Source organism: Aliagarivorans taiwanensis DSM 22990, from assembly GCF_000429505.1.
GTDB lineage: Bacteria > Pseudomonadota > Gammaproteobacteria > Enterobacterales > Celerinatantimonadaceae > Aliagarivorans > Aliagarivorans taiwanensis.
Genome location: NZ_AUBZ01000008.1, coordinates 38966 through 55572, shown reverse-complemented (window position 1 = coordinate 55572; position 16607 = coordinate 38966). Strand labels below are relative to the sequence as shown.

Below are 16607 nucleotides of genomic sequence, written 5' to 3'. Positions count from 1 at the left end.
TTACTACCTGCCATGTCGCGCCTAGTCGTAAGGACAAGGGCAATCAACGGCGAGCTCTTCCAGATCATTAATCTTGGGAATGTTTTGCTCATTCAAACCAAATTTCAGAGCAAGCACCGAGGCAAATATCTGCCAGTGGCGTAGCTGAGCTTGATTACCCGTCTTCCCAACGCTGTCTTCTAACAGTGGGGTTAAGCTTATCGCGGCGTGGGCCCAGCTAAGCATCATCCACTTAAGCTCTTTAAGCTGAAACTCGGCCAACAAGCCCTGTTTCTGGGTGTCGATAAACAATGACTCCATCTGCTCGTGGATCCGCCGGTCATCATTAAACAGGTGATCTAGCATCTCTCCTTGTTGACTAACTGCATCCTTAAGCAACTGCAGTGGGCGAGGGTCTGACAACAGCCCTGCCATCATCCTAATCAGCAACTGATACAAGCGCTCAGGCGCAGGAAGCTGCGCATCGATCTCATCGAGGATCTGGTAGATGTAGTCGCGAAAGTGCTCATGCATATGATCGCTTACCTGCTTCCAGATGTTGAGCTTGCTACCAAAGTGGTGGCGCAACAGGCTATGGGAAACCCCCGCTCGCTCCCCAATGGCCCGCAATGAGACCGCGCTGTAGCCCTGCTCACTGAACAGGTTTAGGGCCTCCCGCAGAATGGTTAGCCGGGTTTGTTCTGCGCTGGCGGCGCTCTGTCGACCGACCTTTTTCACCTTCTTCCCCTTACATTGTGCTGCCAACAGATGGCGACAAACTATAGTTTGATGATATCAATAAAACATACTATACAATTGGAAAGTATAGCTTGATGGTGCAACGGTCATCAAATATACTGCACGTCTGTATAGTATACGCCTGAATTATCCGGCTGACCAACTCAGCCCCACGACGGAGCGGTATTACCCCATGTTACATCTATCCAAACGAATGATGAGCCTGACTGGTGTCGGCTTGGTATCGCTCGTTTCTGCCTGCATGCTGTTTGGCAAAAATGCCTATTCAGAGACAGAAACGTCGGTTACCGCTGTGACACCAGTGAAGCTGATGAAAGTGCCCGACACCTTAACCAGTGACAGCTTCCATTTTGTGGCGCAGGTTGAGGCCAATGACCGCGCCCAACTGGCCTTTCAGGTGCCCGGTGAGATCCAATCATTGCCGGTAAGAATGGGCCAAAATGTGGCGCAGGGCGAGCAGATAGCCAACCTGGACCCCAACGATTACCAGTTATCGCTGGAAGCGCGTCAGGCTGAGTATGACTTGGCCAAAGCTCAGCTTGCCCGAGCCCAGCAGTTGTCAGAGCGGCGCTTGGTGAGTGAAGACATGTATGACCAAGCCCGCACCAGCTTTACGGCGGCCGAGGCTAATCTGGAAAAAGCTAAAACCCAGTTGAGCTATACCAAGATTACAGCGCCGTTCGATGGCGTGGTGTCGCTAAGCTTTGCCAAGCAACATCAGTTTGTGGGGGCCAATCAGCCAGTGGTCACGGTAGTGGGTCGTAATACCTTCGACATCAGCTTCAGCCTACCGGTAAGTGTGACCAAACGCTTGCCGGTAGAAAGCCTGCGCGACGCCTCCTATTGGGTGACTGTGGCAAACTTTGCCGGTACCGAGCTGGCTGCTGAATTTGAAGAGATCTCCACCCAGCCCGATCCTGACACCAACTCCTACAACATCACCTTGTCGGTTGAACGACCTGAGCATTTGAACTTCTTGCCGGGCATGGCGGCAAGCGTGTCGGTGCGGGGTGAGGAGTATAAAAGTAACTGGCGTCTGCCAACCGGTTCGATAGTGCGTCGAGATGGGCAGCAGGTGGCTGTGTTCCAATACGACCCGATTGCGAAAGTGGTCAACGAGGTGATTGTGACCCTTGATGAGAGTGGCGAAGTACTGGGCGGCCTCAAGGCCGGTGAGCAGATTGTTCAGGTTGGCGCTAATCGTCTGACCCCCGGGCAGCATGTTCGTCCACTGGTACGAGAGGGAGGCATCTAATGCGTAAATGGCAACAAGCAAGTATCGCGATGGCGGTGTTGAGTATTGTCGGTTGTGAGCGTGGCGGGCTTCCTGAAGGCCTGCCTACCTTGCAGGTATCAACCGTGGAAGTGGGGGCGGTCGAGAGTTCGCAGTATCGCCAGTTTAACGGGGTGACCGAAGCGGCCGAGCTGACGCCATTGGCATTTCGCTTAGAAGGCGAGATCAGCCGCATCTTGGTGCGTGCCGGAGACATTGTTGAAAAAGGCCAGTTACTCGCCGAGTTGGACAACCGCACCCTGAGTCAGCAACTGGCCGATAGCAAGGCGCAGTTCGAGTTGGCATCGCGTCAGTTGAGTCGGGCCCAAGGGCTGGTTGAGCAAAAGCTTCTGTCACCGGCGGAGTTTGATGAGCTTAAGGCAAACAAGAGCCTGACCGAGGTGAACTACAAGTTGGCGCAGGCCCAGCTGGAGTACTCAAAGCTGTATGCCCCGTTTAGTGGTGAGATTGCCGAGGTGCCTAAAGAGGCCTTCGAGAGCACCTCGCCCGGTGAAACGGTGTTAAGCCTTTATCAGCACCAACAAGTGCATGTGCGCCTGCAGCTGCCCAACTCAGTAATGGCACAGATCGACCCTGATGCGCCCGAAGTTAGCTACCAGCCTTCAGCAACCTTTGGCAACCTCCAGCAAAGTTTCCCGGTGAGTTACTACAAGCACAGTGCCGAGCCGGCCCAAGCCAGCCAGAGCTTTGAGCTGTGGCTGGCAATGCCGCAAATCAGCCCGCCAGTGCTGCCGGGCACCGAGGTCCAGGTATTGGTGGACATGGCCGCGGCCGGTCTGAGCTCAGAAGTGGGCTACTTAGCGCCGCTAACGGCCTTGCAGCCGGGTAATGCGCCGGGTGAGTTTTATGCTTGGAAGGTGGTGAATGGCCAGGCCCAGCAAGTACAAGTTGAGGTGGGTGAAGTAGTGAGCCACGGCGCCTTGGTTACCCAAGGCCTCACTGAGGGCGACCAACTCATCACCAGTAGCCTCAGCCGCTTACGATCCGATATGGCAGTCGTCGTTGAACAACAGGAGCAAGCCCAGTGACCATTGCAGAGTATTCAATTCGAAACAAAGTCATCTCCTGGCTGTTCTTGGTGATCTTGGCGGTGGGCGGCTCGGTGTCGTTTTTCGAGCTAGGGCGTTTGGAAGACCCAGCCTTTACCCTTAAAGATGCCATGGTTATTGCCACCTACCCGGGGGCGACGACGCAGGAGGTAGAAGAAGAGCTGACTTATCCACTGGAGAAGGCGATTCGTCAGTTGCCCTATATCGATAAGATCACCTCCACCTCGTCGGCGGGGATGACCCAGATTATGGTGAGCATGCAGATGACCTACGGGCCAGATGAGCTGCCACAGATCTGGGATGAGTTGCGCCGCAAGGTCAATGACCTTGAGCCGAGCCTACCGCCGGGTGTTAATCCGGTGCAGGTGATGGACGATTTCGGTGATGTGTTTGGCGTGATGCTGATGGTCTCCGGCGAGAACTACAGCATGGTCGAGCTGCGTCGCTACGTCGACCAACTGGTGCGCGAGTTAGAGTTGGTCGACGGTGTCGGTAAGGTCAGCGTGGCCGGTGAGCAGCAAGAGCTGCTATATGTGGAAACCTCGCTGCAACGTTTGGCTGCGCTTAATCTCGATTTTTCCGTGGTGGCTGGTCTACTTAACCAACAAAACAGTGTCGAACAAGCCGGCTACATGACCATCAATGGTGAGCGACTGGCGCTGCGCCCTAATGGTGAGCTGAACTCGGTTGAAACCCTGGAAAACCTGATTATCCACGGCAGCGACACCGGCAACCTGATCCGCCTGAAGGATGTCGCCACGGTGACCCGCGGATTGGTGGAAGTGCCGAGCAACCTGATCAACTTCGATGGTGCGCCTGCGCTTAACCTAGCAATCTCCTTTGCCTCCGGGGTGAACGTAGTCGATGTCGGCAAGGCGGTCACCCAGCGCTTGGCTGAGCTCGATGGCATTAAGCCCGCCGGTGTTGAGATCAATACCTTCTACAACCAAGGTGAAGAGGTAGAGAAGTCGGTAAATGGCTTTGTGATGAGCCTTGCTCAAGCGGTAGGCATCGTGATCGTGGTGCTACTGTTCACTATGGGGATGCGCAGCGGGCTGATTATCGGTGCGGTGTTGTTACTGACCGTGCTCGGCGCGTTCATCTTAATGAGCATCTACGACATTGAGCTACAACGGATCTCATTGGGTGCCCTAATCATTGCCTTGGGGATGCTGGTTGATAATGCCATTGTGGTGGTCGAGGGTATTCTCGTTGGCATGAAACGCGGGCGTACCAAGGTGCAGGCCGCAGTGGATATCGTGCAGCAGACCAAGTGGCCACTACTGGGGGCAACGGTGATTGCCATTGCGGCGTTTGCGCCGATTGGTTTGTCAGCTGACGCGACCGGTGAGTTTATGGGCTCGCTGTTCTGGGTGCTGTGTTTCTCGCTGTTCCTAAGCTGGATCACCGCAATCACGTTAACCCCCTTCTTGTGTGAGTTATTACTCCCTAAAGACCAAGCTGCGAGTGATAGCAGTGAGCCAGAAGAGGACCCTTACAAGGGCCTGTTGTTCGTGGTGTTTGGCGGCATGCTGCGTTTTTGCTTGCGCTTCCGTTGGCTGACGGTGATTGCCATGGTGGCAATGTTGTTCGCTTCGTTGGTCGGATTTGGCATGGTCAAGAACACCTTCTTCCCGCCTTCCAATACGCCGATCTTCTTTATTGACTTGTGGATGCCTGAAGGGACGGATATTCGTACCACTTATAAGCAAGTGCAAGAGGTTGAGGCTTTCATCCTGGATGATGAGCGGGTTGAGTTTGTCAGCTCCAGTACCGGTCAGGGGATCCAGCGTTTTGCGCTGACCTATGCGCCTGAGAAAAGCTATGCCGCCTTTGCTCAGCTTCAGGTTCGGGTGAGCTCTCGCGACGAAATGCTGCAAATGATGCGCGATCTGGAAGGGCAGCTTGCCAGCAACTTCCCGCATCCAACCTTCCAGTTCCGTTTTCTGGAGATTGGCCCATCGCCATCGTCTAAGATTGAGGCGCGCTTGAGTGGCGCAGATCCACAAGTTCTTCGCCGCTTAGCTAGTGAGGTTGAGGATATCCTGTCTGCCGATCCGGGGGCGCGCAATATTCGTCATGACTGGCGTGACCGCACCAAGGAGCTACAGCCGGTATTTAACGAGTCTCAGGCTCGCCGATTGGGTATCTCTAAAGCCGAGCTATCACAGAACTTGCAGTTCGCCTTCAGTGGTCAGTCGATCGGCCTGTTCCGTGACGGTACCGAGATGTTGCCGATTGTGGCGCGTCTGCCAGAAGAGGAGCGCGTCGACTTCTCGACCGTGCAAAACCTGAAGATCTGGAGCCCGGTGGTGCAACGCTATGTGCCCATCGAGCAAGTGGTGGACAAGGTTGACTTGGTGTGGACCGAGCCACTTATCCAGCGCCAAGACCGTAAGCGTACTCTGACCGTGATGGCCGACCATGACATCTTGGGTAACGAAACCGCAGCGTCGCTGTTTGCCAGGGTGCGCCCAGAGATCGAAGCCATTGATTTCCCACCGGGCTATGAGTTGGAATGGGGCGGTGAGTACGAGTCAACCAATGACGCGCAGAGTGCACTGTTTGCATCCTTGCCGATGGGCTACCTGTTTATGTTCATCATTACGGTGTTCCTGTTTAACGCCATTCGTAAGCCTTTGGTGATCTGGGCGACAGTACCGCTATCGGTTATCGGGGTGGTAGTCGGCTTGTTGGTCACTGACTCAGCCTTCAGCTTTACCGCACTGCTGGGTCTGCTGAGTCTGACCGGGATGATCCTGAAAAACGGTATCGTACTGATGGATCAGATCAACGTGGAGCTGGACTCGGGCAAGCATCCGTATTCGGCGGTGTACGACAGTGCTATCAGTAGGGTGAGGCCGGTGAGTATGGCGGCGGCTACCACCATCTTGGGGATGATCCCGCTGTTTGCCGACCCCTTCTTCGGCTCGATGGCGGTAACCATTATGTTCGGTCTGGGCTTTGCCACCGTATTGACCTTGATTGTGGTGCCGGTGCTATACGCATTGATGCATAAGGTGCCGACTAGCGCTGATGCTTAAGCGGTCATAGCAACGAAAAAAGGCGAGCTCAATGCTCGCCTTTTTGCTATCTGGAACTTAGTTACCAGCGGGCTTATTGAACCTGCTGGACCAAGGCGGAGATACCGGCGTCGGCAAAGCGTTCCGCTTCGGCCATTTCCAATACCTGCTCTTGGCTGTACTGCTCACCGTCGTAAACCACCACGATGCTGGTATCGCCTGATTGCAGGAAGTTGGTCTCACCGTACTCGGTGTAGCGGGTGGCGCCGATGCTGATCAGCGCTTGCTCTGGGTGCTCTGCTTTGGCCATCAACGCCGCGATGTTCTCGGTTGGGCCAACGTCTTGTTGGTTGTTGATGCGATCAACAATCCAATCGAGCAGGCGCTGGTGGAAGTAGCTGTAGCCAACCACTGGGCTGTCTTCACCGTAGCGAGCAAGTTTGCCATCACGCTTGTGGAAGCTGGCGATGCGGTAGCTATCTAGGGTGCCACCGGCTTGCAGGTGGTCCAGCTCATGAAGTTGCGCGGAGATACCCTTGGTTTGGCTACCCCAGTTTTTCTTCTCGCTGATCTTCTTGGCGTTAGGCTTGCGGATCGAGCAGTCGTTGTATGCAGCAAACTTGCGTGGGTGCAGGGCAATCACTTGCTCGCCTTGGTACTCGATGTCGCACAGCAGCGCTACTTCTGGCTCGATCTGCAGGTTATCGGCATCGTTTGGCGGCACGATGGCGCTGTCACACAGCGGGTAGGTCGCCAGAAAGCCAGCTTGCTCGCTGGGTACGTAGAACGGGAAGATCGCTTTAGGTTGGATCGCTTCTTGTACTTCTACCTGCAGGAAGTCTTTCGCTTCGCCAGCTTGCTCCAGGTGGCCTGCAAAGTTGCCCGCCACACCGAAGCCAATCACGTGTTTGTACGGCATAATTCACTCGGATTGTTGAAAATTAAGCCGCTAATCCTAGCAGAAGCGCTTTGTTAGACAAAGAGAACTGAGCAGGAAAGCTCAATGATGGCTGACGTAGCCGAGAACTTGTTGGATTTCAGGGAGTTTTTCATCGATCCACGCCGCGTTAATAGCCCCCCAGTCATCCACTTGGTAATAGCCATTTTTGTTGGCGCCGACGAAGCGCACCTTCACATCCAGATCCGCTAGCGCCTTGATGGTGTCCTGAGCGGTACGCCGTGGCATCCCAGTGGCAGCCATAATTGCAGGCACGGTGTTGTGTCCCTGTTCGATCAGGCGAGCGACCAGCAGGCGTCGGTAATAGGAGGTCTTGGTTTTACTTGCTTCGTTCATCCATGCACATTCGCAGCATACAGTGCTGCAAATCTACCAAAATTTAGCCAATCTTGGAGGCGTTACAGTGCGGTTTTATGAGTAAGGGCACAAAAATTTAACATCGTTACTAATTTTTATAACCTCTAAAGCACCATTAACTATTTGTTTTGCAGCCACAAACTCTTCCTATGCTCAGGTTAGTGCGCGATATATAAAATCGCGATGGCTTTGGAGGTATTCGATATCTGTTAGGTAAGCCAGGTGATGGCCATCATCGAGATCGCTTTGAAACTGCTGGTCTCCGCGTTTCGCCTGGCTTTGCATAAATCCCACCAAGGCATTCAAGCGTTCGAACATCTCGTTGACTAACAGCTTGCGCTGGTGATTAGCCAAGCCGTAGGCATCGCAGAATAGTTTCGCTCGCTGCGCTTGTTGCTCGAGCCCTCCGAGCTTGTCATCGGCTTTGGTTTTAAACGGTGCCCAGCAATACACCGCGTAGGCGACATCCCACAAGCACGGGCCGGGGTGGGCGCAATCAAAGTCGAACACGCCGACAACCAGGCCACCTTGTAGTGCCACATTGTAGGGCGCAAAGTCGCCATGACAGATCACCTCCGCAGGTGCTCTAGGCGCTAGCATCCATGGCATCTCTTGAGTGGCGGTTTGCTCGATAAACAAGGCGCTGCAGTCGTGCAGCTTACGTAGCATTCGCGCTGCTGATGTAAGTGCTAACTCACTGGCTATTGGCCCTTGCAGCGGGTAATCGTAGCTACTTCCTGCAACAAAGCTCAGTTGCTCGAACTGCTCATCGGTGGCAAGCAGACGTGGGCAGTGGCGAAAGCCGTGTTGGTGCAGATGGGCCAACACGCGATGCACCGAATGCGACCATGGCTGCAGTGGGCGACGCACCGCATCGCCATGCTTGATAATCTCGCGGCCGCTGCCTTGTTTGAGTATTTCCAATAGCTAGCCTTGCGGGTGCGCCAAGAAAAACTGATAAGCCGGGTTGCTGCTCTCATCGCGATAGGCAAAGCCTAGCTGGCTAAGGTGGCGGTCGAAATCGGCAATCTGCTGGTCATCCACCTCAAAACCAGCCATCACTCGGCCGTAGGCGGCACCGTGATTGCGGTAATGGAATAGAGTGATGTTCCAGCGATTGCCCAGGGTGCGCAGAAACTTAAGCAGCGCACCGGGGTGTTCGGGGAACTCAAAGCTAAACAGCTTCTCCTGCAGCGGTTTGGCTGGGCGGCCTCCCACCATATAGCGCACATGCTGCTTGGCCAGTTCGTCATCGCTGAGATCGGCCACCACATAGTCATGCTCGCGTAGCCGTTCTAACAGCGGAGGCAGCTCTTGGGCGCGATCGGCAAAGCGGATGCCGACAAAGATATTGGCGCGGCTGTTGTCGGCATAGCGGTAGTTAAACTCGGTGATTGCGCGACCGCCCAAGTGCTGTACAAATTCCAGGTAAGCCCCTTGGCGCTCAGGAATGGTGACTGCCAGTACCGCTTCTTTCTGCTCGCCGATCTCGGTGCGTTCAGACACATAGCGCAGGTTGTGAAAGTTAACATTTGCACCAGAGAGGACGCAGGCCAAGCGTGTATCGGTAAGTTTATGCTCACTTACGTAGGCTTTTAGGCCAGCTAATGCCAGCGCGCCGGAAGGCTCGGCAATGGCGCGGGTATCTTCAAAGATGTCTTTGAGCGCAGCGCAGATCTGATCGGAGTTCACCGTGATAACGCCATCGAGATAGCGCTGACACAAACGGAAGGTCTCCGAGCCAATCAGTTTCACCGCAACGCCATCGGCGAACAGGCCAACTCGCTCCAGTGGCGTGGGCTTGCCCGCCTCCAACGCCGCTTTTAAACAGGCTGAATCTTCCGCTTCGACCCCGATAACCTTCACATGGGGCATCAGCTGCTTGATATAGACCGCCACGCCAGCGGCGATGCCGCCGCCGCCCACTGGTACAAACACCGCATCTAGGTGGGCATCTTGTTCCAGCAGCTCTTTGCCGATGGTGCCTTGGCCAGCAATCACATCCACATCATCAAAGGGCGGGATACGGGTGTAGCCGTGTAGCTCGCTCAGTTGCTGACTGTGGCCGCTCGCCTCATCAAAGCTGTCGCCATGCAGGATCACCTCGGCGCCATGGGCGCGTACCGAGCTGACCTTGATATCTGGGGTGGTGGTGGGCATGACGATAACGGCTTTGATGCCCAGCTGCTTAGCGGAGATAGCGACGCCTTGGGCATGGTTACCGGCCGATGCTGCAATCACCCCGCGCTGCTTTTGCATCTCGCTAAGTTGCGCCAGCTTATTGTAGGCGCCACGCAGCTTAAAGGAGTGCACGATCTGCTGATCTTCACGCTTGAGCAATACCTGGTTGCCCAGTCTGGCCGAGAGTTTGGACATCGCTTGCAGCGGCGTTACTCTGGCAACCTCATACACCGGCGACAGCAGAATACGGCGCAGATAATCAGCGCTGCTGGGGCACATGGGTGATAGCTTGGCGTCAGCTTGCTCTGGCTGTTTGGGATCTTGTGTTTGGGACATCTGTACTCCAAAACCGGGTAATGCACGGTACTCATTTTTACGCTTTAGACACAAAGGGCAGACCGAAGTCTGCCCTTGTTGAGTGGCGCGGTTTACAGTTTGCTTTTGTCGCGCACCGCACCTTTATCGGCGCTGGTGGCGAAGTGGGCGTACATTTTCAGCGAAGTGCTTACCTCGCGCACGCGATTGACCGGCTGCCAAGCTTTCTCGCCACGCGCTTCCATGGCGCTACGGCGCTCGGCCAATACCGCGTCATCGACCAGTAGCTCAATGCGACGTTTCGGGATGTCGATATCGATGATGTCGCCGTTCTCCACCAAGGCTACGGTGCCGCCGCTGGCCGCTTCCGGTGAGATATGACCAATCGACAGACCCGAGGTACCGCCAGAGAAGCGGCCGTCGGTGATAAGCGCACACTTCTTACCCAGTCCCATGGATTTCAGGTAAGAGGTGGGGTAGAGCATCTCTTGCATGCCCGGTCCACCTTTCGGACCTTCATAGCGGATTAGCACCACTTCACCGGCTTGTACGGTGCCATCGAGGATGCCGGCTACTGCGTCGTCTTGGCTCTCGAAGATGCGGGCTGGGCCTTTAAACACCAGGTTCTCATCGTCCACACCGGCGGTTTTCACTATACAGCCATCGGCGGCTAGATTGCCGCTCAATACGGCCAGACCACCCTCTTCGCTAAAGGCGTTCTCATAGGAGCGGATACAGCCACCTGCGCGGTCATCATCCAAGGTGTCCCAACGGCAGTCTTGGCTGAAGGCTTGGGTGGTACGAATACCGGCAGGACCGGCGCGGTAGAACTCTTTAACCGCTTCATCCTGGGTTTGCATAATGTCGTACTTGGCTAGGGTGTCGGCCAGGGTTTCACCCAGTACGTTGGTCACGTTGCGGTTGAGCTTACCGGCGCGATCCAGCTCGCCAAGGATACCCATGATGCCACCGGCGCGGTGCACATCTTCCATATGATAGAGGTTGGTCGACGGGGCCACTTTACATAGCTGAGGCACCCGGCGGCTCAGCTCGTCCATGTGGTCCATGTTGTAGTCGACTCCAGCTTCTTGAGCCGCAGCCAGTAGGTGCAGCACAGTATTGGTGGAACCGCCCATGGCGATATCCAGCGTCATCGCATTTTCGAAGGCTTCGAAGCTGGCGATGGCGCGCGGCAGTACGCTCTCGTCGTCCTGCTCGTAGTAGCGCTTACACAGATCAACGATGCGGCTACCGGCAGTTTTAAACAGCTTCTCACGGTCGGCGTGGGTGGCCAGTAGTGAGCCGTTACCCGGCTGGCTCAGGCCAAGCGCTTCGGTCAAACAGTTCATTGAGTTGGCGGTAAACATGCCCGAGCACGAACCACAGGTTGGGCAGGCGCTGCGCTCTACTGCTTCGCTGTCTTCATCGCTGACGTTCTTGTCGGCGCCCATCACCATGGCGTCTACCAGGTCGAGCTTGATGATCTGATCGCTCAGCTTGGTTTTACCCGCTTCCATGGGGCCGCCTGAAACGAAGATGGCTGGGATGTTCAGGCGCATTGCTGCCATCAGCATTCCCGGGGTGATCTTGTCACAGTTGGAGATACACACCATGGCGTCGGCGCAGTGGGCGTTGACCATGTACTCTACCGAGTCGGCGATTAAGTCACGCGAAGGCAGGCTGTAGAGCATGCCGCCGTGGCCCATGGCAATGCCGTCATCCACGGCGATGGTGTTGAATTCTTTGGCTACGCCGCCGGCTTCTTCAATCGAGCGGGCGACCAACTGGCCGAGATCTTTGAGGTGCACGTGGCCGGGCACGAATTGGGTAAATGAGTTCACCACCGCAATGATCGGTTTGCCGAAGTCGCCCTCTTTGGTGCCTGTGGCACGCCAGAGCGCTCGGGCGCCCGCCATATTGCGTCCTTCAGTGGTGGTTGCACTTCGCAGTTTAGGCATTGCCTTTCTCCATTAAGCTGTGTTTGTCCGTCTACGCCTTCGCCGAGGCTGCGCTGTGGGTGGCGTTGAGTTCGACCTGTTGCACGTCGACCAGCTTTTCCAGCTGAGAACGCAGCAAGTGAATCGGCCGTTCACTGCTCACCCGCAGAGCGATATGTTGTTGTTGCTCATAGCCACTGCCGTGTTGGCTGAGTTCCATGGATTGTACTCGAAAACCCCGGTGACGTGTTACGCGAAGTACCCGTTCAAATAATTCATCCTGTCCGCGGGCGGTGAGCGAGAGACTGTATTCCATTAGCATTGCTCCAACATGTTGTGATTTGCCGCGTTAGGTGGCACCAACGGCCAGACGTTTTCTTCGGCATCAATGAGTACGTGTAATAAATAGGGGCCATCGGCGCTGAGCATTCGCTCCAGTGCAGGCGCTACTTGTTCTTTTTTGACAATGGTTTCGCCGGGAATATTAAAGGCGGCGGCCATAGCCACGAAATCGGGGTTGTCGTCGAGGATGGTTTCGCTGTGGCGGCCATCGAAGAACAGCGACTGCCACTGACGCACCATGCCCAAGCGGTTGTTATCCAGCAGTACCATCTTTAGCGGTAGTTGGGCACGCTTGATGGAGGTGAGCTCCTGCACATTCATCATAAAGGAGCCGTCGCCGGAGACGCATACCACGGTATCGTCGGGGCGGGCAAACTGCGCGCCTACCGCTGCCGGCAGACCAAAGCCCATGGTGCCAAGTCCGGCGCTGCTTAGGTGATTCTCAGGGGCATCGAATTCCATGTGCTGGGCTACCCACATCTGGTGCTGGCCTACATCGCAGGTGACTACCGAGTCCTGATTCAGACTGTCGCTCATTTGCTTAAGTAGCAGCGGTGCGTAGATCGCGTCCCCTGGGTGGTCGTAGCGCCAAGCATTTTGCTGCTTAAGTGCTGCTGTATGCTTGCGCCAAGGGCCAATGGCCAGCTCGGTGGCCAGCAGTGGCAGGGTGGTTTTCAGCGGGCTGGACAAGCTAACATCCGGCGCGCGGCGTTTGCCAAACTCACTGGCGTCGATATCGAGGTGGATAACCTTGGCGTGGGGGGCGAACTCATCCAGCTTGCCGGTTACCCGGTCATCGAAGCGGGCGCCAATCACCATCAACAGGTCACACTCTTGAACACTGAGGTTGGCGGCTTTGGTGCCGTGCATGCCCAACATGCCCAGGTGGGAGGGACTGTTGGAAGACACGGCACCAATGCCTTTAAGGGTGGTGACGCTGGGCATGCCGGTCACCGCTAAGAATTCGCGCAGCTCGTTAACTGCATCGGCCATGCCTACGCCGCCACCGATGTAGGCCATTGGCTTATGAGCGCCCAGTAGCAACTGACGGGCACTATCGAGTAGCTCTTGGCTGGGGATAGCAAAGTCAGGCGCACTGGCTAAATAAGGGTGAGATTCCAGGATCTCCGCTAGCTGAATATTCTTTGGCACATCAATCAACACCGGGCCGGGGCGACCAGAGGTGGCGATATCAAAGGCCTTGGCGATGGTGTGTTTGAGCTCTGCTGGGTCATTGACCAAGAAGCTGTGTTTGGTGACTGAGAGGGACATGCCTAGTACGTCGACTTCTTGAAAGGCGTCGGTGCCGATGGCGTCTTGGGCCACTTGCCCGGTAATGGCAACTAACGGGATCGAATCGAGCATGGCTTCGGCCAAGCCGGTGACCAAGTTGGTGGCGCCGGGGCCGGAGGTAGCGATACATACGCCCGGTGCAGCCGATTTGCTGGCTCGCGCATAGCCCACTGCGGCCATGGCGGCACCTTGTTCATGACGGCATAGCAGGTGCTCGACTCCGCCATCGTACAAGGCGTCGTACAAGGGCATGATTGCCCCGCCCGGATAGCCAAACACCTGAGTCACACCTTGCTGCCTGAGTGCCTCAACAATGATCTGTGCGCCGTTCATATTCTTTGATCCCTAAACTCTTGTCCTAAAAAACGAAAAACCCCCGGACCTTGCGGTGCGGGGGTAATCTTTGCTCGATGCTTTTATGCTTGCAGCAAGGCTCCCCCGCGTGAGTCAATAATGACCACCAGGACTAGCACTAGAATGACGGCTGCAGTTGTAAACATCGAAGATCCCTTAATCAATCTGCCATAACAAGTATCACAGTGATTTATTCGAGGCAAGGGGGAGAATGTTGCGGAAAGTTCTGCTGATGGAGCGAATAATAAACAATGAGCAGTCAAAGCGATTGCTGAATTTTTCTTATGCAGTATAAAAGGGTGTGGTCTCGCCTTGATGCCGAAGAAATTGCTGTAAAACCCGTAGAATTCACTATCGAAATTAATTTGAAATTAACTGGTTTCTTGGCGGCTTGTGCGCTGGATGCTTTGTGACGCGCTGTGGCTTTGCAATACTGGGCGAAGCCCAAATGAAGTGAGCATGCGATGACTGAGAAAGAAAAAATGTTAAGTGGTGAGGCCTATCAGGCCTTTGACGGTGAGTTGGTCGAAGAGCGCAAGCAGGCCAAGATGCTGTGCTATGAGTTTAACCAGATGCCACCGGATGAAGACCTGCGCTCAGACGTACTCGCCGACCTGCTACCCAACAGCCTCGACCCCTGGATTGAAGCGCCGTTCTACTGCGATTACGGCTACAACATCGTGACCGGCAAGAACTTCTATGCCAACCATGGTTGTATCATCCTCGATTGCGCCGAGGTGAAGATTGGCGATGACGTGCTATTGGCCCCCGGTGTGCAGATCTCCACGGCAACCCATCCACTGAATGCGCGAGAGCGCACCGAAGGCTGGGAGTATGCCAAGGCGATCACCATTGGCGATCGGGTATGGATTGGTATGGGCGCGCAAATACTACCGGGCGTCACTATCGGCGACGATGCGGTCATAGCCGCTGGTGCGGTGGTTAGCCGCGATGTACCAGCTGGCATGGTGGTTGGTGGCGTGCCCGCTAAGGTGATTAAAGCCTGCGACTAGCGCGTGGCAGGCACCCAATAAATAAGTGAGACACTGTTGCAAGATATTATCGACATAGGCTGGGGGCAGCTGGCGCTTTTCTCCCTGATCCTGTTGATTCCTGTGGGGATCGATTGGGCGTTTAAGTTAGGCCTTCTGGCTGAAAGTGCTGTTTCTATCGCGCGAATGATGGTGCAGTTGGCGCTGGTTGGCCTCTATCTCGAGTTCTTGTTTGAGCTAAATAGTGTGTGGGTCAACCTTGCTTGGCTAGCCGTGATGTTGGTGATCGGTAGCCGCGCCATCAGCCGCAAGGCAAAGTTGCGCAGCTGGCGAGTGAGTGTGCCGGTGTTTTGCGGCTTAAGCTTGGGCGCACTACCGCTGGTGGGGCTGATGCTGTTCGGCTTGCTGCAACCTTCTCCTTGGCACCATGCCCAGTATTTGATCCCGCTGGCGGGGATGTTGTTGGGCAATAGCCTCAGCGCCAACATCGTGGCGCTACAACACTTGTTCGGCGCTTTTGAGCAGCGTGAGCTGGAATACCACGGTGCACTCTCGTTGGGAGCGGCTCCCGGCTATGCCTGTTTCCCCTTTGCGCAAGCGGCGATGCGTCAGTCGTTTGCGCCGATCTTAGCGTCGATGAGCGCAACCGGTTTGGTTACCCTGCCGGGCATGATGACCGGACAGATCCTTGGCGGGACCTCACCACTGCTTGCGATTAAATACCAGCTAGTAATTATGCTGGCAATCTTTGTCATGTTGTTCGTGTCGGTGGCGGTTTGCTTGAGCTTGAGTGTACGCAGCCTGCTTAACGACAGCGGCCGCTTGCTAGTACAGCGCGACGCCTAAGACTTCCCTATCAATCTGATTGAAAATAGCCATTTCTCTCGATGGATGCACCCAACTATAGTTAAGGGGTAAGCGACAGTCAGGAGAGACACGATGCAGGACCTAAGTGTTAAACAATATATGCGCCGCCAGTTTCTGAGCTTCACGCCAGAGACCAGCATCAGCGACATCAGCCATGCGTTGGTGGAAAGCGGCCAACTCGGCGCCCCAGTGGTCAATCAGCACAAACAGTTGGTGGGCTGGGTATCAGAGCGCGATTGCTTGGTGCAGATGCTGCAAGCCGGTTATTACTGCGATCAGACCGCATTAGCCAAAGATTTGATGAAGCCCGAGGTGCTGAGCGTTTCGCCACAGACCAGCATTCTTGATCTAGCCAGACAGATGACCGACGACAAACCGAAGGTCTATCCGGTGGTAGAAAACCAGCGCATCATTGGTTTGATCGATCGCAGCATGGTGCTGAAGGTGCTTGATCAACAGCAACAGCAGTGCTTTAAACATCAAGCTTAGATCAAGGCGCTCACGGGGAAGCAATCGCTAACCCGAGCGCTGTTGTAGAAATAATACTCAAGGCTTGAGGGGAAGAGCCGATAAAGCTTGTGCGTGGCAGCAATGACTGGCGTTACCGATAGGACAGCAACCTGGTTGCTGGGTAACACGGCCAATACTTGCAACGCGGCAAGCTCGAGATGCAGCGAGCGACGTACGAGTCGACCCTGTCAGCGGCAACTGGCAGGGTCGAGGCCGACAATCAACACAGTTTGGGAGTATGTGGATGACCGTCAGCAAGCGAAGCTTAACAACCAATCGCAACAATATCAATGACTTAGCTAATAGCGCCCTATGTGCTTTGCGCTCCGGCCAAAGCGTTATCGCCCGGCATTACTGGGAAGCCGCAAAGTCTCAACTACAACTCAGTCAACGCAAC

The 16607-nt window shown here is 55.2% G+C and carries 14 protein-coding genes; 6 read left to right on the top strand and 8 right to left on the bottom strand.

Annotation, left to right across the window (positions count from 1 at the left end; all coding sequences use genetic code 11):
- Window positions 1-21 precede the first annotated feature (21 nt).
- On the bottom strand, window positions 22-717 hold the full coding sequence (locus G462_RS22010) for a TetR/AcrR family transcriptional regulator (protein WP_051326596.1): 696 nt from the start codon (window positions 715-717) through the stop codon (window positions 22-24).
- A gap of 193 nt (window positions 718-910) precedes the next feature.
- Between G462_RS22010 and G462_RS0107220 the strand changes: the two genes are divergently transcribed.
- Genes G462_RS0107220 through G462_RS0107210 form a run of 3 tightly spaced genes read left to right on the top strand, consistent with a single transcriptional unit; the run spans window position 911 to window position 6125 of the window.
- Complete coding sequence (locus tag G462_RS0107220; RefSeq protein WP_026958399.1) at window positions 911-1993, top strand: efflux RND transporter periplasmic adaptor subunit; 1083 nt, start codon at window positions 911-913, stop codon at window positions 1991-1993.
- Entirely contained in the window at window positions 1993-3060 is a 1068-nt protein-coding gene (locus G462_RS0107215; RefSeq protein ID WP_026958398.1) for an efflux RND transporter periplasmic adaptor subunit, read from the top strand. The genes G462_RS0107220 and G462_RS0107215 overlap by 1 nt, the downstream gene beginning before the upstream one ends.
- Complete coding sequence (locus G462_RS0107210; protein WP_026958397.1) at window positions 3057-6125, top strand: efflux RND transporter permease subunit; 3069 nt, start codon at window positions 3057-3059, stop codon at window positions 6123-6125. The genes G462_RS0107215 and G462_RS0107210 overlap by 4 nt, the downstream gene beginning before the upstream one ends.
- Window positions 6126-6198: 73 nt before the next feature.
- On the opposite strand, the gene G462_RS0107205 is transcribed toward G462_RS0107210, so the two are convergent.
- The 7 genes from G462_RS0107205 to ilvG form a co-directional block, all read right to left on the bottom strand.
- Window positions 6199-7023, bottom strand: coding sequence for a DUF5718 family protein (locus G462_RS0107205; protein ID WP_026958396.1), 825 nt, complete (start codon window positions 7021-7023; stop codon window positions 6199-6201).
- 81 nt (window positions 7024-7104) lie between these two features.
- Complete coding sequence (locus G462_RS0107200; protein ID WP_026958395.1) at window positions 7105-7398, bottom strand: helix-turn-helix domain-containing protein; 294 nt, start codon at window positions 7396-7398, stop codon at window positions 7105-7107.
- Window positions 7399-7572: 174 nt separating this feature from the next.
- Window positions 7573-8343 (bottom strand): aminoglycoside phosphotransferase family protein, encoded by a 771-nt coding sequence (locus G462_RS0107195; RefSeq protein ID WP_026958394.1) that lies wholly within the window; start codon window positions 8341-8343, stop codon window positions 7573-7575.
- A gap of 3 nt (window positions 8344-8346) precedes the next feature.
- The gene (gene ilvA / locus G462_RS0107190) at window positions 8347-9879 is read right to left on the bottom strand and encodes a threonine ammonia-lyase, biosynthetic (RefSeq protein WP_026958393.1); all 1533 of its coding nucleotides are present in this window, start codon (window positions 9877-9879) and stop codon (window positions 8347-8349) included.
- A 149-nt stretch (window positions 9880-10028) separates the two neighbouring features.
- Complete coding sequence (gene ilvD, locus G462_RS0107185; RefSeq protein ID WP_026958392.1) at window positions 10029-11873, bottom strand: dihydroxy-acid dehydratase; 1845 nt, start codon at window positions 11871-11873, stop codon at window positions 10029-10031.
- A 31-nt stretch (window positions 11874-11904) separates the two neighbouring features.
- The gene (ilvM, locus tag G462_RS0107180) at window positions 11905-12168 is read right to left on the bottom strand and encodes an acetolactate synthase 2 small subunit (RefSeq protein ID WP_026958391.1); all 264 of its coding nucleotides are present in this window, start codon (window positions 12166-12168) and stop codon (window positions 11905-11907) included.
- Window positions 12168-13820 carry an acetolactate synthase 2 catalytic subunit gene (gene ilvG, locus G462_RS0107175; RefSeq protein WP_026958390.1) on the bottom strand — a complete coding sequence of 551 codons (1653 nt, stop codon included), beginning with the start codon at window positions 13818-13820 and terminating at the stop codon, window positions 12168-12170. Before ilvG ends, ilvM begins: the two co-directional genes overlap by 1 nt.
- A gap of 485 nt (window positions 13821-14305) precedes the next feature.
- Between ilvG and G462_RS0107170 the strand changes: the two genes are divergently transcribed.
- The 3 genes from G462_RS0107170 to G462_RS0107160 all read left to right on the top strand — a co-directional run bounded on the left by G462_RS0107170 (window position 14306) and on the right by G462_RS0107160 (window position 16189).
- Complete coding sequence (locus G462_RS0107170) at window positions 14306-14854, top strand: sugar O-acetyltransferase (protein WP_026958389.1); 549 nt, start codon at window positions 14306-14308, stop codon at window positions 14852-14854.
- Window positions 14855-14890: 36 nt separating this feature from the next.
- Window positions 14891-15679, top strand: coding sequence for an ABC transporter permease (locus G462_RS0107165; protein ID WP_026958388.1), 789 nt, complete (start codon window positions 14891-14893; stop codon window positions 15677-15679).
- A gap of 93 nt (window positions 15680-15772) precedes the next feature.
- Window positions 15773-16189, top strand: coding sequence for a CBS domain-containing protein (locus G462_RS0107160; protein ID WP_026958387.1), 417 nt, complete (start codon window positions 15773-15775; stop codon window positions 16187-16189).
- Window positions 16190-16607: the final 418 nt, after the last annotated feature.